Source organism: Richelia intracellularis HH01, from assembly GCF_000350105.1.
In the GTDB taxonomy this organism is placed as follows: domain Bacteria; phylum Cyanobacteriota; class Cyanobacteriia; order Cyanobacteriales; family Nostocaceae; genus Richelia; species Richelia intracellularis.
This window is the reverse complement of record NZ_CAIY01000056.1, coordinates 14,184-40,113: the sequence shown is the minus strand read 5'-3', so window position 1 is coordinate 40,113 and position 25,930 is coordinate 14,184. Positions and strand designations below refer to the sequence as shown.

14 protein-coding genes and 2 pseudogenes are annotated in these 25,930 nt (G+C 34.3%); 10 read left to right on the top strand and 6 right to left on the bottom strand.

Annotation, left to right across the window (positions count from 1 at the left end; translation table 11 throughout):
* Positions 1-641: 641 nt before the first annotated feature.
* Positions 642-1,043 (bottom strand): AbrB family transcriptional regulator, encoded by a 402-nt coding sequence (locus RINTHH_RS07120; protein ID WP_044304840.1) that lies wholly within the window; start codon positions 1,041-1,043, stop codon positions 642-644.
* A gap of 406 nt (positions 1,044-1,449) precedes the next feature.
* On the opposite strand from RINTHH_RS07120, the gene RINTHH_RS07115 reads away from it, so the two are divergent.
* From RINTHH_RS07115 to secA, 3 genes are all read left to right on the top strand, one after another.
* Positions 1,450-1,893: an RrF2 family transcriptional regulator gene (locus tag RINTHH_RS07115; protein WP_008234746.1), complete on the top strand. Its 444-nt coding sequence runs from the start codon at positions 1,450-1,452 to the stop codon at positions 1,891-1,893.
* 1,495 nt (positions 1,894-3,388) lie between these two features.
* Positions 3,389-4,549 carry an FtsW/RodA/SpoVE family cell cycle protein gene (locus RINTHH_RS07110; protein ID WP_008234743.1) on the top strand — a complete coding sequence of 387 codons (1,161 nt, stop codon included), beginning with the start codon at positions 3,389-3,391 and terminating at the stop codon, positions 4,547-4,549.
* Positions 4,550-5,640: 1,091 nt separating this feature from the next.
* Positions 5,641-8,406 carry a preprotein translocase subunit SecA gene (gene secA, locus RINTHH_RS07105; RefSeq protein ID WP_044304839.1) on the top strand — a complete coding sequence of 922 codons (2,766 nt, stop codon included), beginning with the start codon at positions 5,641-5,643 and terminating at the stop codon, positions 8,404-8,406.
* A 475-nt stretch (positions 8,407-8,881) separates the two neighbouring features.
* On the opposite strand, the gene wecB is transcribed toward secA, so the two are convergent.
* The 3 genes from wecB to RINTHH_RS07090 form a co-directional block, all read right to left on the bottom strand.
* Positions 8,882-9,994 (bottom strand): non-hydrolyzing UDP-N-acetylglucosamine 2-epimerase, encoded by a 1,113-nt coding sequence (gene wecB, locus RINTHH_RS07100; RefSeq protein ID WP_008234732.1) that lies wholly within the window; start codon positions 9,992-9,994, stop codon positions 8,882-8,884.
* Between the two features lie 509 nt (positions 9,995-10,503).
* On the bottom strand, positions 10,504-11,784 hold the full coding sequence (locus RINTHH_RS07095; protein WP_008234731.1) for a CIA30 family protein: 1,281 nt from the start codon (positions 11,782-11,784) through the stop codon (positions 10,504-10,506).
* 1,320 nt (positions 11,785-13,104) lie between these two features.
* Positions 13,105-13,863: a TerC family protein gene (locus RINTHH_RS07090; RefSeq protein ID WP_008234730.1), complete on the bottom strand. Its 759-nt coding sequence runs from the start codon at positions 13,861-13,863 to the stop codon at positions 13,105-13,107.
* A gap of 311 nt (positions 13,864-14,174) precedes the next feature.
* On the opposite strand from RINTHH_RS07090, the gene ald reads away from it, so the two are divergent.
* From ald to RINTHH_RS07060, 5 genes and pseudogenes are all read left to right on the top strand, one after another.
* Positions 14,175-15,281 (top strand): alanine dehydrogenase, encoded by a 1,107-nt coding sequence (gene ald / locus RINTHH_RS07085; RefSeq protein ID WP_008234729.1) that lies wholly within the window; start codon positions 14,175-14,177, stop codon positions 15,279-15,281.
* 427 nt (positions 15,282-15,708) lie between these two features.
* Complete coding sequence (locus RINTHH_RS07080; RefSeq protein WP_008234728.1) at positions 15,709-15,906, top strand: hypothetical protein; 198 nt, start codon at positions 15,709-15,711, stop codon at positions 15,904-15,906.
* A 1,173-nt stretch (positions 15,907-17,079) separates the two neighbouring features.
* A complete protein-coding gene (locus RINTHH_RS07070) occupies positions 17,080-17,454 on the top strand; it encodes a hypothetical protein (RefSeq protein ID WP_044304837.1) in 375 nt (124 codons plus the stop codon).
* Between the two features lie 1,111 nt (positions 17,455-18,565).
* Positions 18,566-19,950: pseudogene (locus RINTHH_RS07065) on the top strand (amidase).
* A gap of 141 nt (positions 19,951-20,091) precedes the next feature.
* Positions 20,092-21,009 carry a class I SAM-dependent methyltransferase gene (locus RINTHH_RS07060; protein ID WP_008234722.1) on the top strand — a complete coding sequence of 306 codons (918 nt, stop codon included), beginning with the start codon at positions 20,092-20,094 and terminating at the stop codon, positions 21,007-21,009.
* A gap of 512 nt (positions 21,010-21,521) precedes the next feature.
* Here the strand turns inward: RINTHH_RS07060 and RINTHH_RS07050 are convergent.
* Entirely contained in the window at positions 21,522-22,364 is an 843-nt protein-coding gene (locus RINTHH_RS07050) for a 6-carboxytetrahydropterin synthase (protein ID WP_008234721.1), read from the bottom strand.
* Positions 22,365-22,951: 587 nt separating this feature from the next.
* On the opposite strand from RINTHH_RS07050, the gene lipA reads away from it, so the two are divergent.
* Positions 22,952-23,860 (top strand): lipoyl synthase, encoded by a 909-nt coding sequence (gene lipA / locus RINTHH_RS07045; RefSeq protein WP_044304835.1) that lies wholly within the window; start codon positions 22,952-22,954, stop codon positions 23,858-23,860.
* A gap of 71 nt (positions 23,861-23,931) precedes the next feature.
* On the opposite strand, the pseudogene RINTHH_RS07040 reads toward lipA, so the two are convergent.
* A pseudogene (locus RINTHH_RS07040) lies at positions 23,932-24,510 on the bottom strand (class I SAM-dependent methyltransferase).
* A 149-nt stretch (positions 24,511-24,659) separates the two neighbouring features.
* Between RINTHH_RS07040 and hemH the strand changes: the two are divergent.
* The gene (hemH, locus tag RINTHH_RS07035; protein WP_044304842.1) at positions 24,660-25,826 is read left to right on the top strand and encodes a ferrochelatase; all 1,167 of its coding nucleotides are present in this window, start codon (positions 24,660-24,662) and stop codon (positions 25,824-25,826) included.
* Positions 25,827-25,930: the final 104 nt, after the last annotated feature.

The window sequence follows — 25,930 nt, the reverse complement described above, 5'->3', positions numbered from 1 at the left end:
TTTTTTTAACTTTTCTATTTAGACTTCAGTAAATAAATATAAGCTATAAAGCCTCAACTTTAATTATTAGTTATTTTCTAATAAAAACTATTTCTCTTTCTTCATTATAATAAATGTCGGTAACTATTTAACTATGCCAAAAGTTATTATTTTCTGTATAAATTCCTAATTATCTTGAGTCTATTTAATTTTCTTATAGTTTTATTATTTTGTTTTTGGGCTGTTACAGTTATTGTAAATTTATTAATAATTAGAGTTATTATCTTATATGTTATAGCCTTTAAAGGCCTCAATATTTTGCTATCTAGTTATTTGATTTAGATATGCACACTCTTCTTGAAATATCTTCAACGAGATAATCTAGAAATTTTGGTTGTATCAAGAAGCCAAGGCTTGTAATTATTACATTTATTACAAAATAACTTATGAGCACTAGATAAAACACAAAATATCAATTTTTGCCTATGGTTTCTATTTGAACCAACTAAATGTAAGGATATTAATACTGACAGGCCTTGAATACTTAATTGATAAGATTAGCTTGTTACTCATCACAAATAAAATTGTGGGGATTTCAGTCCCACAATTTTATTTATGAGTAAGGTAATGGCAGATAATTATGTACCAATAATAGTTTATATTTAAGCTGTAGCTTCTACGCTTTCATCTTCCGTATCTACTTGTTTTAAGCGAATATGTTTTTTCCCCAGAGTGATAACAAACTCATCTCCTGGTTGAAGATTCATTTGTTTTGTGTAGGCAGAACCAATCAGCAGGTTGCCATTTGATTGTACACTTATCCTGTAACTGGCACTACGCCCACCATGACCATTCAGGCTAGGACTACTATCTAACTGAATACCTTCTGCATCAATGAGAGCATTTAAGAACTTCATCATATTGACTCGTTCTATTCCGTTTTTTGTGACGGTAGAGTAGCCGCACTCTTTTGCTTTTTCTTCTTTGCTTAGGTTCTCTAACTCTTTGACTTTTGTGAGTAGTTCTTCACCGATTAGAGGTTTAAATTTTTTCTGTTTAGCCATCAATATAGATAGAAGATGAATGGTTGAAGTGTTGGAATTGTTTTTGTTTTAGCTGATAAATTCTTGGGAGGAGCATTAGTCCTTTCGTCTTTATCAAAGCTACTGCTTAAGTATATTACAATCAGATGAATTTTTGATAAATATCAACTGAATTTACACAATGTTCCAGATAGTAAAACTGAGATAGTGAGGACTATATATATTTGCTAGAAGCACTTATGATGTAGCTATGGTAGTAGTCAATCATGGTTGAAGCATTATATTTATTAAATTGCCAAAAATTTACTTACAGGAATATGAATGGATAATAGAATATAAAGTAGAAAAAGGAAAACTAAAATCAAAACTTTTCTATTTTTTTGCTGTTAACTGCTAACTATGTAAATAAGGGAAATTTAGATCAACTATGAAACTAACAGCAAAAGGACATTACGGTGTAAAGGCTTTGCTAGATCTAAGTTTGCAACCAAAATATGGTCCTGCATCCGTCAGAGAAATTGCTAAACGTCAAGATATTTCTGCAGCCTATTTGGAAAAAATATTAATGGAGATACGTAGGGCTGGACTAGTAAAATCAGTTCGTGGAAGTCTTGGTGGATATAAACTTACGCGGGAACCAAAACAAATTACTCTTGGAGAAATTTTAGAAGCTGTGGGGGAGACAATTACTTACCTTCCTCATTTGACAGGCGAACAATTACAGGTGGAAGATTGGGTAACAGATTGCCTTTGGCGAAGATTGTACCAAAAACTAAAAGAGTCTTTGTATAAAATTACTTTGGCAGACCTTTATTACGATGCCCGTAGTTGGCAAGCTTCTTTGGGAGAAGAAACTAATTTCATAGTTTGAACTAATATCATTTTTGTCTTTTTCGTTGTTAACTAATTAATTATTTGATTGGTATCTAAATACCTAATTTAATATTTTTATTTAGGACATGTTTATAAAGTAAATAATATTATGAAATATCTAATAGGTTAATTCATAGATACTTCAAATAAATATCAAATAATATGCTTATGATTCATATAATTGGGATTCACATCAGAAATTTGACTAGTTATCATGTAAACTTACCAAGAATCTGATTCCTAAACTAAAAGCTAGGATTGTATATATGAAATGGATATACTATTTGGTCATCAATTCAACTAGCTATATGTTGCTGAAAGGATTAAGATAGGAAACTTTTTGTGAAGATTTTTCCCGTACCACATCATATATGGATATTTACTAAATGACTTCAAGATGTGGCCTTGCTTAGATTTCGTTATTATTCTTAATGATTAAACTTAGGGCTGAATGCTAAAAGTATTAAAAGTTCAGAATCAGCAAGTCATAATTTAGGTTTCAATAATAGGAAAAAGATAAAACTAAATGGAAAGCCTAAGACAGGTTACATTCCAGTATTAATAGTTCTGATAATAAAAATAGTATTATCAGAACTATTAATACTGGTAAACCTTCCTGAAAATAATCTAGGCAGATGGTAATCATGGGGAGCGGCTTTCATGAAATTAGTGATGATTCATTCTCGTTGTATTATCCAAATATTTTTTAGGAATAGATAAAATAGCTGTATATTACTACAGCAGTCTTGAGGTGTGGAGCATAATTTGAGTTGTTATAATAGGAAACTAGGAATTATTCTACAAGTGTGAGTTATCATCAAAAGTATAAGAGATTTTTTGTATTTTCCACTATTTAAATTATGGCTAATATAACCAACATAATTTTTAGATATTAACTCGGACAAAGTATAAAATGTCGATAGATTTATAAGCGGTTTTAAATAGTTACACTACTTTAGGTTTACCTAATTTCATAATGTTAAATTTGCACCAAATTAAGTTTATATTATTCCCAATTAAACAGAGTAGATATTAATTCTCATCACGGGAGATTTGGTGCTTTTTCGCGGATAATTCTTAAAATTGTCAATTGTTGAGTACATATTTAGGAATATTATAACTTGGATTGGTTTTAAAAAAGGTATTTACCATCATTATTACATGTGATAGATGCAAAAGTATTTACTTTGTTAAAAAGAAAGAATATGGATACGATTAGGGGTTAATTCAATGACCACTGAATTAACCCTAAGTTAACCAAGATAAAAATTTGGGAAACATTAAGTGTTTCCTAACCAACATCCAGTGTTGACGATTGTATTTGCCTATCTTGGTTCTAATATTATTACTTAATAAAAAATAAACCGCCTCAGTCTATTCTGTTAAACTATTGACAATTACCTTTTTCCTACCATAGAATAATGGGTTTTTTAACTTTGGTATGTTCAAGGTTCGTGAAAAAATAACACCTAATTTATTAATTTATATCCATTGTGAATCTACGCCGTTTAATCCCATTTTTCGACAAATCAGTATCAAATTGGTCAATAGAAGCAAGGTTATTACACTGGCTAACCTTTGTTTGGTTATGTGTGGGTTTAATTGTACTATTTTCTGCTTCTTATGCTGTTGCTGATGGTCGCCAACATGATGGGCTTTACTATTTTAAACGTCAATTAATGTGGGCATCTGTTGGAATCATATTTTTCCAACTTATCGTTAACTTATCCCTACGTTTAATTTTACGTTCCTCTCATTGGTTTATATTTATATTATTGGGTTTGATTTTGGCAACTTTGATACCAGGACTAGGTGCAAGAGCTTTAGGGGCATCTCGTTGGATAAATCTGGGACCAATACCAATTCAACCATCAGAATTAGTTAAACCTTTCTTGGTTCTACAAAGTGCCAGACTTTTCTCTCAGTGGGATAAACTCAACTGGAGATTGATTTTCGCCTGGCTTTCTGTTTTTTGCCTAATTATCTTGGGAATTCTAGCACAACCAAATTTAAGTACTACAGCCTTGTGTGGAATGACCCTTTGGCTTATTGCTCTTGCTGCAGGATTACCCTACAAGTATTTAGGAGGAACTGCTTTGGGAGGAATGTTTTTGGCATTATTCAGTATAAGTGTGAAAGAGTATCAACGTAGACGAATTATGTCATTTATTAATCCTTGGGCTGATCCAACAACCAATGGTTATCAATTAATTCAAAGTTTACTTGCTGTAGGTTCAGGGGGTACTTTAGGTTCTGGTTTTGGCTTTTCCCAACAAAAACTATTGTATTTACCGATTCAGGACACTGACTTTATTTTTTCTGTATTTGCTGAAGAGTTTGGCTTTGCTGGTAGCATAGTTTTATTGTTAATGTTTATTTGCTATGCAACCCTTGGGTTAAGGGTTGCACTCAAGGCAACTAAATCTGCCCATGGATTAGTTGCAATTGGTATTACCATTCTAATGGTTGGACAATCACTAATTCATGTTGCAGTTGCCTCTGGAGCTTTGCCTACTACCGGTTTGCCATTACCAATGTTTAGTTATGGGGGAAGTTCCATGATTTCCAGTTTGGTATCTGCTGCATTACTTATTCGTGTAGCAAGAGAAAGCAGTGAGGCAGAAGTTGTACCTTTGCGTAGAAAAACACATTAGTGAAATAAGGTGGAAATTCCAAGTACAATTTTGTCGTTTTTTTTATGGAAGTTTTGTTTTATGGGATTATGGCTTACATTTAAATTTTAGTCTTACCTCGCCAATTGTTTTGTGATTGGCAGCAAGATCATAAACCTATTGAAAATCTTCAGTGTATGTCAAAGTTTACTAAAAGGTGATAATCAAAAAAGCATAGGGTGACTTCGGAAGAATCATCACCATTAATAAATGCAAAAAGCAGTTAAATTAATTGGTGAATAATCCCAGCTTAGATTTTTGCTGTAAGATATTTTCTCTCGTTATTTGCTCATGTATAGGCTAACATCCCTACTGGGGAATCAAATTGTGGCATTTGATTTAATCTCAGTCAATTATCAATGACTTTAGGAAAACTGATATGCAAGTATGGCATACAAAACTAAGGACTATTTCATTTATCATAATTACCATCCTAAGGTTTCACATATCCAAAATTGGAGGTTTACATCATTACATATCCAGTAGTTATGGGGCAATATTCTAATTTTAAATAAAAACACAACATTTCAAATATAGTGATATCTATCTAAACCTTATTATCCTCGCTACTCACAAGAGAAAATGTGTCCTAATGGTATAATAAGTTACATTTTTAAGCACTGTAGTTTTAAGTAGAGTTTCCTCTGTCTATCTGGATTAATGACTGTATGAGTTATGATCCTAGTGATAGGAACCTTTCTTTTTCTTACCTTGGGAAGGAGATATAAAAAGTAACATAGATTATTGGGATTTAGTTTCTAATTACCGCAATCTCTGATATTACTATCACTTGTGATTGTTTACTTCTTTACCTTTAAGTCAAGAAATATTTTACGGCGATCACTACTTTTATCTGGTTGGGGTTTAATGCCCAATAGGGTTGCAGGATGATAATATTATTTAAAGCCTTAATTCTAAAACTGAAGTTAAATTCAATTATTTTAATTAGCTAATAGGCATTGGATGTGTATTTTAATTCCCAATCGCTCACCAGCAGAAGTGTTGATTAAAATTAAGTATTTACAATAAAAAACAAAATTTTCATTACCCTTAATTTTTTGCCATAATTAACCATGCTAAGAAATTTACTGGGCGATCCCAACACTCGTAAGCTAAAAAAATACAAACCTTACGTCACTGAAATTAACCTTTTGGAAGAAGATATTTTAGACTTATCAGATGATGAATTGAGGAGAAAAACAGGGGAGTTTAAAGAAAGATTTAATAAAGGAGAAACTCTGGATGATATTTTACCGGAGGCTTTCGCCGTAGTCAGAGAAGCAGGGAAGCGTGTTTTAGGTCTGCGGCATTTTGATGTGCAAATAATTGGTGGAGCAATTCTACACACCGGACAAATTGCTGAGATGAAAACTGGTGAAGGTAAAACTCTAGTTGCAACTTTACCAAGTTATTTAAATGCAATCACAGGTAAAGGGGTTCATGTGATCACTGTCAATGACTACTTAGCCCGTCGTGATGCGGAGTGGATGGGACAAGTACACCGCTTCTTAGGATTGAGCGTAGGGCTAATTCAGTCAACAATGAATTCAGCAGAGCGGAAAAAAAATTATGACTGTGATATTACTTATGTTACGAATAGTGAGGTTGGATTCGACTATCTTCGGGATAATATGGCAACATCCATGACAGATGTTGTACAAAAACCATTCAATTACTGTGTTATTGATGAAGTAGACTCTATTTTAATTGATGAAGCCCGCACACCATTAATTATCTCTGGTCAAGTTGAAAGACCAACTGAAAAATACATTGAGGCTTCCCAAATTACTAGTGCCTTGAATAAGGAAAATCATTATGAAGTTGATGAGAAGGCTCGTAATGTTTTATTAACAGATGAGGGATTTGCTGAAGCGGAAAGATTATTAGAAGTTAAAGATTTATTTGATCCGGAAAACCCCTGGGCACATTTTATTTTCAATGCAATTAAAGCTAAAGAACTATTCATCAAGGATGTGAATTATATTGTTCGTAATAATGAAGTGGTAATTGTAGATGAATTTACTGGTAGAGTGTTGACCGGACGACGGTGGAGCGATGGGCTACACCAAGCTATTGAAGCCAAAGAAAGGGTTGAAATTCAACCGGAAACTCAAACTCTGGCTACTATTACTTATCAGAACTTATTCTTGTTATATCCCAAAATATCAGGTATGACAGGTACAGCTAAAACCGAAGAGGCGGAATTTGAAAGAATTTATAAGCTAGAAGTAACCGTAATTCCTACAAATAGAATCAGACGAAGACAAGACTGGTCTGATGTCGTATTTAAAACTGAAGAAGGTAAATGGAAAGCAATTGCTAAAGAATGTGCTCAAATGCACAAAAATGGTAGACCTGTACTGGTAGGTACTACTAGCGTGGAAAAATCCGAATACCTCAGTAAACTGCTAAAAAAGGACTCTATACAACATGAATTACTAAATGCTAGACCTGAAAATGTGGAAAGGGAAGCAGAAATTGTTGCCCAAGCAGGGCGAAGAGGTGCTGTAACTATTGCTACAAATATGGCTGGTAGGGGTACAGATATTATTTTGGGTGGTAATGCTGAATATATGGCTCGCCTCAAAGTACGACAATATCTTATACCGCGTATTGTACAGCCGGAAAATGATAATGCCTTTATGGGCCAACAGGCATCAGGTTTACCAAAAGGAAATGATAGTGGTCAAGGATTTACAGTAGGGAATAAAGTTAACCTTTGGAAGACATCACCAAAGGTATTTCCAACTGAATTAACCTCAGACACTGAAAATTTACTTAAGTCAGCAGTAGACTTTGCCATACAAGAATATGGGGAACGCAGTTTATTAGAGTTGGAAGCAGAAGAGAAAGTAGCAGTTGCAGCAGAGAAAGCTCCAACTGATGACAAGGTTATTACAATACTACGAGATGCTTATCAGAAAATAAAAACTGAATATGAGCAAGTCACAAATAGCGAGCATGATGAAGTAGTTAAATTTGGTGGCTTGCATGTAGTTGGTACAGAACGTCATGAATCCCGGCGGGTAGATAATCAGTTGCGAGGACGGGCTGGGAGACAAGGAGATCCTGGCTCCACCAAGTTTTTTCTGAGTTTGGAAGATAACCTATTACGAATTTTTGGTGGTGATCGTGTTGCTGGGTTAATGAATGCTTTCCGAGTAGAAGAAGATATGCCCATCGAATCGGGGATGCTTACCCGCAGCCTAGAAGGAGCACAAAAGAAGGTTGAGACTTACTATTATGATATCCGTAAACAGGTATTTGAGTATGATGAGGTAATGAACAACCAACGTCGTGCAATCTACGCTGAACGTCGCCGTGTCCTTGAAGGCCAAGAACTCAGGGAGCTAGTGATTAGGTATGCTGAAAAAACCATGGATGAAATTGTAGATTTTTATATAAATCCAGATTTACCTTCGGAAGAATGGGAATTAGATAAGCTAGTGGGCAAGGTTAAAGAATTTATATATTTACTGGAAGATATACAATCTAATCAGTTGGAAGATACATCAGTTAGTGATATTAAAGAGTTCTTGCATGAGCAGGCACGAATAGCCTATGATATTAAAGAGGCACAAGTAGATGAAATCCAGCCTGGACTCATGCGACAGGCTGAACGCTTTTTTATATTACAACGTATTGATACCCTATGGAGGGAACATCTGCAACAAATGGATGCCTTACGGGAGTCCGTCGGATTACGTGGTTATGGACAAAAGGATCCATTAATTGAATATAAAAGCGAAGGATATGAACTATTTCTGGACATGATGGTTAACATTCGCCGGGATGTTGTTTATTCACTTTTCATGTTTCAACCACAATCTCAACCATGAAAGCACCTCATTAAATGTTATTCCCCTGGGAAAAATTAAATACTGCTAACAATTCAGTGGTCACTAGTTCGCTGATAAACTCAATTAATCATATTTAAGATTAAGATGTAGTTTATTGAGACTATTAATCATATGTAATTGTTATAATCATGATCCAATTGATTGATAGATAACCGCTATATTTAGTCTGTGTTTTCAACAATGTTACAGACATAAAATAGAAGTAAGCCCAAGACAATTTGTTTCATTCTGTGTCACTGAATCTTTTGGTATTATTACTAGTTTTGATTATCTATAAGTCACATGACATATGTAGGCAATTAACATAGCCCAACATACTCGTTTATAAAACAAAGAAAGGTTTTATAAATAGTTATTAAAGCTCTTAGTTATTAACCAAATTATACTTGATGTCAATTACCCTTGTTGTATAACATGGCATCTTTTACTTGGATAAAAAGTATTTCTATAATTTCTAGATAAGTAAGTAGTTTTGTACAATCTGCAATATTCTTTCAGCTGCATGACCATCTCCAAAGGGATTGATAGCGTTTGCCATAGTCTCATAAGCATCGGAGTCACCAAGTAACTCCGATGCTGCCGCAAATATTTGATTTGCTTTATTCCCTACTAACTTTGCAGTGCCGGCTACTATTGCTTCTGGTCTTTCAGTTGTTTCTCGTAAAACTAATACTGGTTTTCCTAAACTGGGGGCTTCTTCTTGTAGGCCCCCAGAATCGGTTAGCAAAAGGTATGATCTAGTAATTGCTCCTACTAACTCTTCATAATTTAAAGGTTCTGTAAGAAAAATTCGCGGGGTATTTCCTAGTAATGCCTGCAATGGTCCTCGCACAGTAGGATTACGATGTAATGGTAATAGTAAAGCTGTATCTGGAAATTTATTTAAGATTTGCAGAAAACCCTCAGCAATTTGCTGTAATGCATTTCCCCAATTTTCCCGTCTATGTACAGTTGCTAATAGTACTCGAGAATTTTCCCAATCTAAACCAGGAACATTACAAACTGGCTCTGTAGCTGCAACTTTGAATAGAGCATCAATAATAGTATTCCCTGTTAAATGAATCTCTCCTAATACACCTGATTCCTTCAAATTCTCTACTGCTAAGGGGGTGGGTGCAAAGTGTAACTGAGTCATTTGAGAAATTAGCCTACGATTTACTTCCTCAGGAAAAGGATTAAATAAATTATTTGTTCTTAAACCAGCTTCAACATGGCCTATGGGTATTCTGTGATAAAAAGCAGCTAAAGCTGCAGTAAATGCTGTAGTAGTATCTCCTTGAACAATAACTAAACCTGAATGACTTTCTACAAATAACTTTTCCAAGCCCTGTAAACTGCGGCAAGTAATTTTGCTTAAAGATTGATGATGCTGCATAATTTCCAAATTTAGATCACCATCTAGGCTGAATAGTTTCATTACCTGTTCCACCATTTCTCGGTGCTGTCCTGTTAAAATAATCTTGGTATCTAAATTAGAACAGTTTTGGAATGCCTGAATTACCGGGGCTAATTTAATTGCTTCTGGACGAGTACCCAGAATAATGTAAACTCGTTTATGATCACTCATAAGTTATAGGCTTTTACTTACTAGCAAATATGGTTTATAGCAGACCTAAATAAAAAGTTGGTAGTTAATAACGTTTAATGTTAACCTTATATATTCTGCAACACTATCTGACATAAATCAGGCTTATGGGAAGTCTTACAGCAACTACATTCTTGAGTGACTACTTAATCAATGTAATATATATTTAAATTGTTAATACATATCCTTGTATAAATACGTTGATGATTCCTAATAATGTTGAAAACATGGTAGCTTTTGATAGATTGCAGTTTTATAATGCTAATCTTTTTTATTAGAGGACAGTTTATCAACTATAAAGTATAGGTGCACTGATGATAAGCATATAAATCTTGGAGTCAGACTAAGGAGGATTTAATTCCATGTTCGAAAATGTGTAAATGGTGAAAACTATGGGGTCAAAAAATTCAATATGTATAATTATTTCGAACATCTAAATACATCTTACAATTTTATTAAAAAAGCAAATAAACCCAGTCGACTCATGTAATTTACTTGTCACACTCTTTCACATCAAAGATAATATTGCTAGCTTTAGTTTCTTGTAATGCAGCAACACATAATTCTGCTATATGAGCATCGTGCATTCTCCCTTGGATATTATCCCCTTCATCAATAATTAATTCTTTGTTATATTGTTGTTTATCTGAGAATGCAAAAGGTCTAATAATTGTATAGGGAATACCGCTATTTCTTAAAGTATTTTCTCCTTCTAAACTCCATATAAAAATACTCTCTAATTGTCTATCTGATTTTACTTCTGTTGGCTCCTTGCTGAAATCAGCTCCTAAAAGATTAGGACGAGATATAACACTAGGACTAACCAAAATAAATTGTGGCAAGCTTGCTCCGTAAGCTTTAATATATTCTACTTGTAGATTGAAATGACCAGGAGCAAAATATGGATTTAATTGTCCGTCATATTCAAATTTACTTAACATCAACTGTAATGAATAGATATTGCTAGTATCAACTGATGGACAGTTACGAGCTATTCTCGCACGAAATACAGGTACTAAATCAGCAAAGGGAACACGAACCGTAGTCGAAATATTACAGACTGTATCGAAGGAATAACTATAAGCAATTCCATCCCATTTAGATTCTGCACGTAGGATAAATTTATAGCGTTTACCGTCTCCTTTCACTCGCAAGTCTATACCTTCATATTTAGATAAATCTAAGATAGGGGAGAAGTTTCTAGTTCTAATGGAAGCAAAACCCCCAGAATTTTTTGTAGAAATATTACCCGTAAATAAAACACCATTAGATACAACTTGAATATTGCTTTTACTTACACCACCCATCACCACATCATCTACAGATCTCCATACTTTATGAATTTCAGCAGATAGATGGGTAAAATCAAAAATTAATTTATCGCCAGATTTTGGTAAGTATTGGCTAGCAGCTTCCACCAAATTTCTTATGCCTTGATATTCAAATTCCTCCGGAGTATTATTAACAATTTCTGATTGATATAAATTTACACCTTGATATTTTTTTTCTTCATTAGGACTATCTCCTAGAATTAGTTCAGCTTTAACAGAGGTACAGTATATTACTGCTTGAATGCTACTCATCACTAGAGATGTTAAAGTTTCAAGCTTAGTTATATCTGCAACTACTAAATCAACATCATTTCCTAAGATATTCCTAGCTTCATCGATATCTCTGACTATTGATCGCACTTGATAAACCTGTTCTTGTAACTTCCTCACCACACATTTACCTAAAATACTAGTTGCACCTACTACTAAGACTACGCCCATTTGTTTTCTCCTATGGAAATGTATTTATTTTTATCTAACTTTTTTAAAAAACTTTTCCCCAATTAAAAAAGGTATTATTACAAAATAATCTAGTGTTTGGAAAAACCTACTAAAATTCGACAGATAGCTATTACTATTTTTCAGTATTAATCATTCTTTATTCGATATTATTTATAAATAAGCTAGCATGTTATATAATACAAATATTAAGGTAACAATTAATACAACTATATAAAAATTCAACTAATTGCTGTCAACATATTATCTATTGCATAGATCAATAGAAGCCTACAAATGAACAATTCAAGACTTAAAAATCTAGTTGGACTTCAAAAAAAATTGTAGAAAAAAGTGAAAATATCGTCATAATAACATTCTAATGAACAAGACAATAAATACTAGCAAATTTAAATAGGTTATCAAGCATTACTATCAAATAAAAATTGGATAGTAATGCTTGCAATTAGTTAGAATATATCAATAAACAAATAGATAATTTTGCCAATATAAACTAAATGTTTGGTAATATATTTTACTTGAAATGGTAATATTATTTTAACAACATTTTAGTAATAAAATTGTTTGATTAAGAAAAGAGTAGGCCAATATAGAAAACCTAAATATCGTATTTATAGCTTAGCTAAAAAATAATTTAACAAATTAATAGACTGCTACAATGATATAGTCTATCAAAACATAAGCATAGTTTTAAAAGTCTTCACTTATGAGACTAAAGATTGTTGGCATAGTCTCTTCTTATTCACTTACATGGGGGAGCTTAATTTACTTCTTGAAATAGCAACGTGAGTATATTTAATTTCCTTATTGCTATTTTAATTAATAACCTTCTATACAAAATCTGAAATGCTCTGCAATTCCTCTCAATGGATAAACCATAGTAGCTCAGACAAAAAATATATTCTAACTTAATATGAGAATAAGTTTTGGCCTATAATTATGATAACTAAAGTTTTTTGCCATTATAAATCTCCAGTCAGGTAAATTGAATCTAAACACTTGCTATTGCCTACTATTTCAAAAATAATGTATTGTGAATAATGGTAACATAACAATGTTTATTTAACCCAGTCTCCATCGTAGTTATTATTTTGCCCGACAAAATTTCTATAAAGTAAATTTCATAGACAAGCGTAATTACTTATCCATATAAGAAAATTATACTGTCTAAATCTTATCTCTTATCCTTGTACTATTATTACTCCTGTCAGTAGTTTATAATTCTTATTTGGCTATAAAAACTATATGTATTATGTATTTAGATATACCTGTAGTATTCTGATGAAAGTTCTTATTAATAAATTACTCACTCATACTTATACTAGTCTTTACACTAGTATCAGGCTCTGGTTTGGAAACAACTAATTCACCCACGTGTGACTTAGCACGCTTGGAAAAACCCCATGCCAGAATAAGAGTGATAACTGTTACCATAATCCACTGTGGAAGTGTAAATGTATTATTTACAACTTTTAGTAATAGTCGTAAACCTACCAATGCAACAGTAACGTAGCCTGCATTTTCTAGATTTTCAAACTCATCTAACCACCGAATAAATAAACCAGCCATAAACCTAAGAGTCACAACACCAATTGTAGTTCCAGTAATTACCAACCATCTCTCTTGGGAAACGGCAATCGCGGTAGTAACACTATCCAAGGAAAAAGCCAAATCAGTTAGGGCAATAACAGGAATAACTGTTAGTAAAGAACTAAACTGAAGGCTATGGTATTTATCCGAATGGTTTTTACCATTTCCCGAATTAAAGTGTTGCCATACTAGCCAAAGTAAGTATACTGCTCCAACTAGCTGGAATTGCCAAAACTTTTCCACCCAAGTAGCAGTTAATAGCAAGGTAATACGCAATACATATGCTACTACCAGGCCAAAGTTGAGTGCTTTCTCTTCTAATTTTTTATCGTTTAAGCCTTGAATAATAGCAGCTAAAGCGATTGCATTATCAGCAGAAAGTAATGCTTCCAGGAGAATTAAAATCAACAGTACTATAGGAGCCTCAACACTAAAATGGAAATGTAGGTACTCAAAAATTTTATCTAGCATTCTGGTTTCTCAAACAGCAGATACCTGAATTAACAAGACCAGGTAATTTAATATAAAAGCGATACGCTCCTGTTCAGCTTAACTTGTTGTGGGAAAAGAAAGGACAGGGAGAAGAAGAAAATGCTTAAATTACTTATAGCTACCATCAAATATTACCAAGATCATTAGTCCCTATACAAACTTATAATTGAAAAACAGGAGGCTATAAAAAAGCTAATTTTCCTATTTTGGATTAAAGATGAGACTAAAAAATGTGAGAATGCTGACATAATATTGATGCTCATGATTGTAAAATATACGGAATATATAATATGGAAATCGGTATTCCTAAAGAAACTAAGGATAAAGAATTTCGTGTTGGTTTAAGTCCTTCCAGTGTAAGAGTACTCAAAGATAATGGGCACGCTATTTTTGTAGAAACTCAAGCTGGAAATGGTTCAGGTTTTACAAATGAAAATTATAACAAGGCTGGTGCGACAATTGTTTATACTGCAGAAGCAGCCTGGGATAGAGATTTGGTAATTAAAGTTAAAGAACCACTCAGCCAGGAATACCGGTTTTTAAAAAAAGGACAAATTATATTTACATATCTACATTTGGCAGCAGATAGGAAATTAGCCGAGTATTTAATTGATTGTGGAGTTACAGCACTAGCTTACGAAACAGTAGAGAAGCCAGGATCAAACAAATTGCCATTACTCACACCCATGAGTATAATTGCAGGCCGTTTAGCTGTACAATTTGGGGCTAGATTTCTAGAAAGTCATCAAGGAGGAAAAGGTATACTTCTGGGTGGTATACCAGGGGTCAAACCTGGAAAGGTAGTAATTCTGGGTGGTGGAGTTGTCGGTACAGAGGCAGCGAGAATAGCTGTGGGAATGGGTGCAACGGTTCAGATTTTAGATGTCAATGTGGAGAGATTAGCGTACCTGGAAAATCTTTTTGGTTCAAGAGTACAATTGATATACAGTAATTCTGCTAACATCGAAGACAGTGTTAAATCCACAGATTTACTTGTGGGAGCAGTCTTATTACCGGGCCTAAAAGCTCCCACGCTAGTTTCCCGTAAATTAGTCCAGCAGATGCTCCCCGGGTCGGTTATTGTAGATGTGGCAGTAGATCAAGGTGGCTGTATTGAGACCTTGCATCCCACCTCTCACACCAACCCTATATACATAGAAGAAGGAGTTATTCACTATGGTGTTCCTAACATGCCAGGTGCTGTGCCTTGGACTGCAACCCAGGCATTAAATAATAGCACCTTACCCTATATAGTACAATTAGCCAACCAAGGTATGAAAGCCCTAGAGGAAAATCCTGCTCTCGCTAAAGGGTTAAATGTAAACAATCATTGTTTACTGAACCCTGCAGTACAAAATGTATTTCCTGACCTGGTTGATTTAAGACAGAATAATTAAGAGTTAGGGAAAATAATTCTGAACTCTATCGTTATCTAACTTCCTCACTCCCTCAAAAATCCCAAAAATTGTAAAAGCTGATCAGTATTGTCTAAATTACCAATAATCCAATATATGAATCCAATATATGGGGTGGGGCCAGACTCTAACTAAATTAAGAGTTGCAGATATATAGTTTGCCCCAACTTGGTTAGCATATACAAAAACCTTAATTACTTACTTTTAGAGTATAAGACTATTCTAAATTCTTTTCTAGGAAGTCATGTAAAGTTCTCAAATGCTATCTGTACTTAGTACAGTATCCCATAAAAACAGGCATAATATAAACCCTGAACTTTATTAATAACTGTAACTAAATACTAATGATTCTGGCTCATATAAATTTACAGGTACCAATAGTATTTAATATAACTTGATATCTGATGTGATGACACTATACTTAACACCTGCAAAATATGCATATTTTGCAGGTGTTAAGTATAGTGATGTAATAAGTGGTCTATTATGCTATAATAGTAAGTCATTGAGACATAAAAATGCCCTGGCAAATATAGATTTTATAAAACAGAATATAGGTGGTGGAATTGCCATAAATCATGTTTACTGGTATTTGTGCAATCAATAATATTCCTATTAGAGGTAAATACAGCAATACCCTTAAATAATTGAGACTACTTTGATATATCTGAATTTAGTCCTACAAAACAAGCTTTATATAAGAACATAACAATAGCAGAGGTAATAGCCTAGTACAAAAATATAGAAAATATTCCAAAATACTATTTCAATATTGTTTATTTAGACTGTTTAGAAAAAGCCCAAAAGCAAATTATACTTCATGCTATTTTCATTTGCAAACCCCTTATAATGTGGTTTTATTACTTAAAAAGTATTAGTAATTAACATGCTGTTATAAGATTTATATACAGATGATTAAATATTTTTTCAAGAGTTGACAAGTATTTCTAGGGTATTCTCTCAGTTTAAGTTGCTTTTCCTATTATCAGTTAAATGCGAATTAGTGAATTGTAGTTACACCACTAGAATTGGCTTGTTGCATAAAATCATTTATTTAACTTGTATTTACTATCCTTAACTGACTCTTCAACAGTAATATAGTCGACAAGAAGGATTGCAGAATTTAACTTATTTACCATAAGTATTTGTATGAGAGGTTTAAGACTAAGTAACCTGTTATCTCTACCCTTAATACAAGTAAAGCCCATATGTACAGTTTTGAGAGCAGTAACTATCATTTCCTACTTCTAAATATACTGAAAAGATATGCTCTTTTGTCTCTGGCATCTATGTTGACAGTTTCTCAGTAGTCTTTTTTAGCTTTATTGATCTTAATTAGATATAAAAATAATAATATGATTGATACTGCAGGTGATCATAAGTTTTTAGATTTCTTCAGAGTTGGTAACTCATGAATTATCTTAATAACCATAGCTACTTATGACTGAATTTTTCAATTATTTGGAAAAATTCTCTTCAGAAATGATTTCAGATTTACCTAACTTTATATTTAGTATATTAATACTTTTCAAAATTAAATATCTTTAGTATATACCTCTCTAGATAGAGGTAGAATTTATGTTAGTCACCTGCAGTAATTTGTAGGGTATTAGTTCAAGCTTTTTTGATATAAACTGTAAATTTTATTAAATAAAAGCTTATATTCTCAGCATGTTTTTATATACTTAACAGCATTAAGCATTGATGTTAATGCAAATCAGCATCATAGAGATGTTTACAAATTACAATCATTGTTGTTAGTTTTAGGGGGAAATTAATTATGCCTTTATCTCAAATATCTAACGTGGGCAAGACCTACTCCTTATTGCAGTTAAAGAGTTTTTTGATCTGGACTTTTACACTGGCAGTGTGTCTGTTGGTTGTCGGTTTCCCTTTAGTTATCCTAATGGCTACGGTTGGTTGCTTATTAACTGTTATTTTGGAGTCTTTAATACCAATGAGTGCTGTTTTATTAGTAGCAGGTGGTTTAATATCATTAAATTTTTTGACTGTGTTGATAGGAGCAGGAATTTTGACAACTAAAGGAATTCATCCTAGAGAGGTTAAGTGGTTAAGCTGGCTGCATGGAGAGACAGAAAAAGTACAATCAACTATTTATGCAGCTTGTCCTTTAACTTGTAGTATTGACCAGTAAATGTTTACAAATATGTGTAAAATACCTGTCTAAATATCTATAGGCCAACTGTGCTAAATTCGATTAACGGCTCAACTGCCCGGTCAAACCGGGTTTTCCCATATTTAATTTACAGATAGTTAATATTACAAAAAACCTCCTAGCTAAAAATTTCAGATGAAATCTTAATTAAGTAGGATTGTTGGACCATGTATGGTAAACGTAAAACCCAATTCCCCACCCTATAATTGTGAAAATGTTACTAGGGCTTAAAACATTTGATTAAAGAGTATAATCCCAACTTCTATATGCCATAAGATGTTTATTCCTTCTTGCAGGTATTTTTGTACTAGAAATCAACTGTATTATGGATTAATGTTAGGATTTAGTAACATGGTAAGAGAATTTAGCAAGATTCATAATTATTAGATATGAGGATAAAAAATAGAATAAGAAAAAGATATTGTATTATTAGGTAAATTATTTGTTGGTCATGGGTGCGTTGCTTTGGCTTGAATTTGATGAAGACAGGGTAGTTAGCTGTTACCTCTAGAGTACAAAATCAGAGTTAGCTGAGAAACAACCAGTACATAAAACAGTCTTGAAAACTAAAAGTTAGGCCCATATTTTTGATATTTAGGGGGAAAACCATTTCATTCTCTGATATTTATCATAGATTTACTCTATGTATAAAATTCCGAAAACCAGACAAGCTAAATTCTCTGTACTATGACTTACACTTACGCCAGTTTCTATCATTCATTTATTAGCCAAATATTCGGGGGTCTATTCTAATTAAGTTCTATCAAAGTAGAAAGGTTTCACAGTCAATACAGTTAGCTTCCCCTAGAAAATCCATGTTTCCTTTTGTTCGGCTTTGATAACTGTGCTCATGCTCACATATATAGTTTTTTATTGGCTACTAGTATGGTTTTGCAGTGCAGACATGGCTGGTAAAGACCATTTTACTAGAAATCTAAAATAAAGCACTAACATATAATTAAAAGAATAGACTCAAGTTAATATAATAGTTTTTACTTTACTCTTTAAAATCAAAGCTTGAGAACCTAGGCCGACTATAGTAGATCTCCCAATAAGACGGGAAATTTAGATATGCTTTTTTGAATGAGCCATGGACCAAGAAGATTTAGCATTTACCCCTGCCTTAGAACAAGTATGATTAGTTCGTGATCGTCAGTCAGGTATCTCCTCTAAAAATAGTGGAGGCCTCAGATGAGATTCAACGCTTCAAACATCTCTAGGGGAGTTATTTCACTGTTACAGCTGATACTGACATTACTGGTACTAGAACAAAAATAAAAATGCTTGCTGGTTGTTTGGAAGAATTGCCACCATTTTTTTTGTGTGCCAATTTCCATTAAAGACCTCAACTCAGTGGCTGATTGTCCCTTTACCTTTGGTAACTCGGGGTTATTGAATAAATTCCTGACTTTGATGATGGTATAGTAAACCGTATTAAGCCAGCAGGTTTTATTATTTTAGGTAAAACTGCAAACTCTGAATAGGGAATCTTATCCCTATACTGAGCCCATGGGTTTTCCACCGGCTAGGAATTCATGGAATTTAGAATATACTCCTGGTGTTTATAGTTTTGGAGCAGCAACATGCTGGTTTCTGCTCAATTAATTGCTCAAGGTTTTGCTGGTGGTGTAATTTGCGGATCTGCTGCTTGTTGTGGTTTAGTTGGAATTAAACCTTCCCGATGTGGGGTTTCCCAAGCTCATACAGGTGATAGTATTAACGGCTTGGCAGTTAATGTTAATAGCCCCTTAGCAAGAAGTTTACCTGGTGCAGCAGCCTTGTTTATATGTGATATCCGGTTATATTAAAGGTGATTCATACTGGCTATCAGATCCGACAACCTCTTTTCTCAGTAGTACCCAGGAGCAGACAATTCTACTAGTATTTACCCCTTGGGTAATGCTTAATCGACTCCTAAGCAGGCTGTTCTGAGTATGATTAATTTGTTAGCAGAGCTTGGACATGATATAGAAGAAAAATGTACTAATTTTGGCGGTTTGCTCCAACCCTTTTAAACAGTATGGTAAATAGGAGTTGCTTCTAACTGTCTATCAGGGGAGATATTACAGCCCTTGAATTCATTGCTGTCAAGAGTTGGCTCTGCAGAAGAATACTTGCGGTGGTATGCAGACAAATTATAGCTTTCCTCGATAACACAGATGTATTGGTGCTACCTGTATATTTATACCCACTTATTTAAAGTAGGTGAATGGGCTGATTTGAGTTCAGAGGATACCTTTGCCAAAATTATTCATTGGATTGCGCTTTGTGATACTTTCAATGCAACTGAACAACCTGCAGTTACCCTCTCGCTAGGACTAGATAGTAATGGATTACCTTTGTTTGAGCATAAAGTTAGTTGACAAGCCTGCGGCAGAAGCCACTTTGATCTGTCTAGCTATACAAATAACAACTGTAAAACCAATAGATAAATATCCATATCTTACTAGTGTTAGCATTGATAAATTAAAATAGGGGTGGTTGTATCAAAGTCAATATTATAACTATAGACAAATTTATGCTGTGATTGCTTATACCTTAAATTGGTTGTTTATTACTATAATAGTTACCTTATAAGTTTGTAAGAGATAATCGTACGGTAATTGGGTAATCCATATGACTACTTTAAAAAAAACTTCTGGTATCACTTCTCAACTGGTAAGTAGTATTTTGGCAATCAAACCGCTTGCCAATTTCGCCAAGTACCAAGCTAGAAAAATGATTATCAAACATGCCGAAAAAATCGGTTTACCCTGGACTAAAGAAGTGGAGAAGCTAAAAGAACGAAGTTGGGAAGAGGACTTTGTAAAAGTGAACGATCCCCATGTATATTACCCCAATTATTATCTCAAATCATCCTTTCATGCCTACGAAAAGTCTAATCTTTGTTGGGAGGCAGCTTTGGAGGTGGAATTTGCAGCCATAGCTGTTCATAGTAGAATTTGGAAGGAAGCAGGTATAAAAGGAGATGCTAAATTGCGTCAGGGTTATCATGACATTATAAAAGCGCAAATGCATGAGCCGCCAAGGAATATTATTGACATAGGATGCGGTGTGGGTACAAGTACATTTGCTCTGCATATGACTTACCCCCAAGCAGAAATCACAGGTCTTGATTTATCGCCTTACTTTTTAGCAGTTGCACATCATCGTGCTCAACAATGTAAGGGCAGTATTAACTGGGTTCACGCTGCGGCGGAGTCCACTGGACTTGCAAATAATACCTTTGATTTAGTATCAATGTTTTTAATTTGTCACGAATTGCCACAGTCTGCAACCAGATATATTTATGCAGAGGCACGACGTTTGCTACGTCCAGGTGGGTATCTAACAATCATGGATATGAACCCTCAAGCAGAAGCATATAGGAAAATGCCTCCTTATATTTTAACACTATTAAAAAGTACGGAGCCTTACATTGACGAGTACTTTACCTTAGACATTACAAAAGCATTAACAGAAGCTGGATTTAATACTACTATCATTCCTAGTAGTCCCCGTCACCGCACTATAATTGCCAAGGTTTGCGATTGATATATCTCTGAACTATTGAACTTTATGCAGACTCAAGTGGGTGAGTGCTATAAATTCATAAAAAGTCATAAAATTATATAAATGACAACCTATATTCAGGTAAAGCCCCTCAGCAATAACAATGAAAATAAATGAATCACAATCAACCTACACTATAATAATTATGCAGCAGCCTAATGGCTTTTCTTCAGGTGTTATGTTCATAGTTTTTGAGTAGAGGATTCTGCAGACTTTATTTTGAGAGAAATATGTTATTGCCAGAATGCAAATGAATATAGTGTAAAGTGGAGTATTTCATGGAGAATTTTGATCAATCTGAATATCTCATTTAATCCCCTCAATACTCAAGAGAATTTAATCTTAGTTTTTCTTGCAAAAAAAAACTGGAAAATGATTGTAAACTTTCAGTGCCGGCATTACAAAATTGGAACCTGGTCAGAATTATTTCCAGAGGTAAGAGGAAAAAAAGATAAATATATATAGTTTCCTCTCATGAGTTTTATCTTAGAGGGTTATAACTGCACTCCTCTTAGAACTGGCTGATCGCAGTATATTTCACAGGAATTATTAGGGCTTTCAATTAACTTGACTTTGTAAAGCTGTATTCCTAACTCTTGAATAGGCTGTTGCAACAAGTTACTAATATGTAAAGCTATATTCTCAGCAGTTGGTACGACCTGAGTAAAGAATAGAATATCCTTATTTAGAAAAGTATGATCAAATAGCTCTACTACATAATTTTCAATTACTTGATGCAAAGTACCTAAATCTACAATCATGCCGGTACGTTCATCTATTTCACCCTTAACAGTCACTTCCAGATGATAGTTATGCCCATGTCCATGAGGACGAGAACATTTACCATAAATTTCTGCATTTTTCTCATCATTCAGCAAAGGAGAAGCCAACCTATGGGCTGCACTGAAGTGGGTACTAATAGTTAAGTAGGATTCCATGCTATTTCCCATATAATCTGTCCAAAGCTCTGAACTTTCAAACAACCGCACACGAACTAGAGGTAAATGAGGAGCCAAACGCTGCCAAATCACTCTGGCAATGTTTTCAGTGGTTGGTAAAGTCTCTTCGAATTCTGACCACACATTATTTAAATAAGAAAAGTCTAATTGACTAGTAATTTCCTTTTTAATTATATGCTTAACATCAGAGAGATTGAGCACCATACCATATTCATTTAATTTCCCAGCCATAGAGACAAATAACACATAATTATGTCCATGGCCGGGATATTTAGAACAAGCACTAAATTTTTCAAGATTCTCTGACTCACTGATTTCCGGTAGCCAATACCTATGACTTGCCGAAAATTTAGCGCGGCGATTCACTATACATTGCATAAGGAAATCCGTAATGTCTACCTTAGAAGTAATTAGTATTATGCTACTACTAGCATAATAGCAATCCTAATCACGGGTTAAGCATATCATTCCTTAGAACCTACTATAAACCCAATTCCCATGTAAGCACTTCTTGTGAAAGGGTTGTAGATTAAAATTCCCAGGGTACAAAACATTGATTAATTACTATCTCGTACTCTTATTCGTTTAATTATAAGTTATGCCCAATATGCTACTTGTTATGAAGTATTACATATGTCCAGATTATCATACTAGACACTATCACGTTTTAATTTTGCTATGTTTTCTTTTTAATATGAGTGAACATGGTGAAATTTTATATCAGTGATTATCTTTACATCCATACTCGTACCAGCTACCTTAATTGCTTGTGAACACAAGCTAAAATGCGCACCCAATTTTCACGTGAGTGTTAGTTATCAAAACTCATTAATTACAGAAATAGAAGTATATAGTGGAAAATCTCCCAGTATAAAAAATGATTACATAATAATTGTTACAAAACATAAGGCTTGAAAAGAGTATAAACTAATTTAGTAAATTCCATCATTGATAATTTACATATTATGGCTGTAAGCAAACAAGCCCAAACCAAATTGAGGTCAGAAATTGCCAATATGCCTGTATGGTTACGTCGTTCCATTGGCAGAGCTGATGAAATTTCTGCTGTGCAACGCATTGTGAAACAACGCGGAATCCATACTATTTGTGAGGAAGGACGATGTCCTAATCGGGGAGAATGTTATGCCAGCCAGACGGCAACTTTTCTTCTCATGGGGCCAACTTGCACCCGTTCTTGTGCTTTTTGTCAAGTAGATAAAGGCCATGCACCAATGCCCTTAGATCTTGAAGAACCAGAAAAAATTGCTGATGCAGTCAAAACCTTAGGATTGCGTTATGTGGTTATTACGTCCGTAGCACGCGATGATCTTCCAGATAAAGGTGCTAGCCATTTTGTTAGAACTATAGAAGCAATTCGTCAACTTAACCCTTTAACAAAAATTGAAGTACTAACATCAGACTTCTGGGGTGGCGCTGATATAGATGAAGTAAGTCAAAGACAAAGAATAAAGAACATATTAGAGGCCAAGCCCACTTGCTATAATCATAATATTGAAACTGTACGCCGCTTAACTCCATCAGTGCGTAGGGGGGCAAAATATGACCGTTCTTTATGGGTATTGCAAATAGTCAAGGAAATTAGCCCTTATACTCCGACCAAGTCTGGTCTGATGTTAGGACATGGGGAGATTTTAGAAGAAGTTATAGAAACCATGACAGATTTACGACGGGTAAATTGCAATTACCTAACAATTGGACAGTATATGCGTCCCAGCCTAGGACATTTACCAGTGCAAAAATACTGGACACCTGAGGAATTTGTACAACTAGGATTGATCGCAGAAAAAATGGGATTTTCCCAAGTTAGTTCAGGACCTTTAGTACGCAGTTCCTACCATGCAGGTAAAAAGTGAGAGAGTTTAGTTACAGTAGTTATGAAGTATTAAATTCTGAATTAAAGATCATCTGGAACTTAATTCTCCATCTAATACTTGACTCCTTGTACTACTTGTAAACACCCCCATGAGTATAATTGAGGTTTATTAACTTGAAACCCTATTTTTCTTAACAATGCAGCTAAATCCAACTGTAGGAGCTTCCATGCTGTTTACGTCTCAAATAGCCAAAAAAATAACCATAAAATTGTTATAAACATAGGGGTGGCTGGTTGGTGAAAATCCACTAAAGTAAGTATCCCACCATTTCGTAAAACTCGATATATTTCCCTAATACTCTTTTGCTTTTGCAATTTTCCTGGTTGTATTTCATGTAGTGATGCACTAATGTGTACTAAATCAAATGATTCATTCTCGAACAGCATATTTTCGTCAAAAGCTTCTACGTAAATGGCCTGGGGAATATTCCTTTTTGCCCTATTTAAAGATAGAGGTGAGGTATCTAATCCAATAACGTGGTTAGATGACTTAATCAGGAATTCCGTCGTTTGACCGCAACCACAACATAAGTCTAAAACCCGAGTATTTGAACTAATAGTTAAGTTTTGCAATGCGATTTGACGGAAAAGCTCTCTGCCACCCACACTCAGGGATAACATGTCAGATATACCATCATAAAGCCATTGATGACGTTAGCTTAGTTATCTTAGAATAGTTGCCACTTTTTTATTTCTTCACGTTAACTTATATATTAAGTAAAGACACATTATAAATGTTAGTAAAAAACGTAAAAGAAGCCAGGGGGATCATAACTGCTATGGGTCGTGTAGGTGTCTTATTACTTAATCTTGGTGGTCCAGATAAATTAGAAGATGTGGGACCGTTTTTGTATAATTTATTTTCTGACCCGGAAATTATTCGGTTGCCATTTTCCTGGCTACAAAAACCCCTGGCTTGGTTTATTGCAACAAGGCGCACGAGTCAATCACAGGAAAACTACCGAAAAATTGGCGGGGGTTCTCCTTTGCGAAGTATTACTGAACAACAAGGAAAAGCTCTTAAGGAAAGATTGAATACTTTGGGAAGAGATGCCAATATATACATCGGTATGCGTTATTGGCACCCTTTTACAGAGGAGGCCATTACTAAAATCACAGAAGAGAATATAAAACATCTGGTTATTTTACCCCTATACCCACAATTTTCTATTAGTACAAGTGGTTCTAGTTTCCGACTCCTAGAGAAACTTTGGCAGAAAAATCCCAAATTACAACAAATGGCATACAATGCTATTCCTTCATGGTACAAGCAGTCTTGTTATCTACAGGCAATGGCAGATTTAATTAGTCAGGAACTAGACCAACTGTTAAATCCTAATGAGGCACATATTTTCTTCAGTGCCCATGGTGTACCGAAAAGCTATGTAGAAGAAGCGGGGGATCCTTACCAGCAGGAAATAGAAGAATGTACAGAATTAATTATGCTTACCCTCAATCGTCCTAACAATTATTCCTTGGCCTATCAAAGTAGAGTTGGTCCAGTAGAGTGGTTACAACCATATACAGATGATGCAATCAAGGACCTGGGTAAAAAGGGTGTTAACACGCTAGTTGTTGTACCTATCAGCTTTGTTTCTGAACATATCGAAACTTTAGAAGAAATTGATATTGAATACCGAGAAATAGCAGAGAAAGCAGGCATTCATAACTTCCGTCGTGTACCTGCCTTAAATACCCATCCTCTATTTATTCAAGCACTAGCTAATTTAGTAATTGAGAGCTTGGAGCCATCTTCCCTCACGTTCACTCAAATTAATCAAATGAAGAAGAAGGTAAAAATTTACCCCCCAGAACGTTGGGAATGGGGAATCACCATCTCTGCAGAGGTTTGGAATGGGAGGATAGCAATGTTAGGATTTATTGCTTTAATTGTAGAAATGATTACAGGTCATGGTCTACTACATATTGTTGGCATTTTACAGTAATTAATATGGATTTATGACTGTAAACTTCAAAGTTATACCCCCAATTTGCTTTAATGGCTTGGGGATATAACTTCAATTGCCACTTAGAAAAATGGTATTGGTAT

Coding starts and splice junctions, on each gene's coding strand:
- RINTHH_RS07120 (WP_044304840.1), bottom strand. CDS start 1,043: ATGGCTAAACAGAAAAAATTTAAACCTCTAATCGGTGAAGAACTACTC.
- RINTHH_RS07115 (WP_008234746.1), top strand. CDS start 1,450: ATGAAACTAACAGCAAAAGGACATTACGGTGTAAAGGCTTTGCTAGAT.
- secA (WP_044304839.1), top strand. CDS start 5,641: ATGCTAAGAAATTTACTGGGCGATCCCAACACTCGTAAGCTAAAAAAA.
- wecB (WP_008234732.1), bottom strand. CDS start 9,994: ATGAGTGATCATAAACGAGTTTACATTATTCTGGGTACTCGTCCAGAA.
- RINTHH_RS07095 (WP_008234731.1), bottom strand. CDS start 11,784: ATGGGCGTAGTCTTAGTAGTAGGTGCAACTAGTATTTTAGGTAAATGT.
- RINTHH_RS07090 (WP_008234730.1), bottom strand. CDS start 13,863: ATGCTAGATAAAATTTTTGAGTACCTACATTTCCATTTTAGTGTTGAG.
- ald (WP_008234729.1), top strand. CDS start 14,175: ATGGAAATCGGTATTCCTAAAGAAACTAAGGATAAAGAATTTCGTGTT.
- RINTHH_RS07080 (WP_008234728.1), top strand. CDS start 15,709: ATGACACTATACTTAACACCTGCAAAATATGCATATTTTGCAGGTGTT.
- RINTHH_RS07070 (WP_044304837.1), top strand. CDS start 17,080: ATGCCTTTATCTCAAATATCTAACGTGGGCAAGACCTACTCCTTATTG.
- RINTHH_RS07060 (WP_008234722.1), top strand. CDS start 20,092: ATGACTACTTTAAAAAAAACTTCTGGTATCACTTCTCAACTGGTAAGT.
- RINTHH_RS07050 (WP_008234721.1), bottom strand. CDS start 22,364: ATGCAATGTATAGTGAATCGCCGCGCTAAATTTTCGGCAAGTCATAGG.
- lipA (WP_044304835.1), top strand. CDS start 22,952: ATGGCTGTAAGCAAACAAGCCCAAACCAAATTGAGGTCAGAAATTGCC.
- hemH (WP_044304842.1), top strand. CDS start 24,660: ATGGGTCGTGTAGGTGTCTTATTACTTAATCTTGGTGGTCCAGATAAA.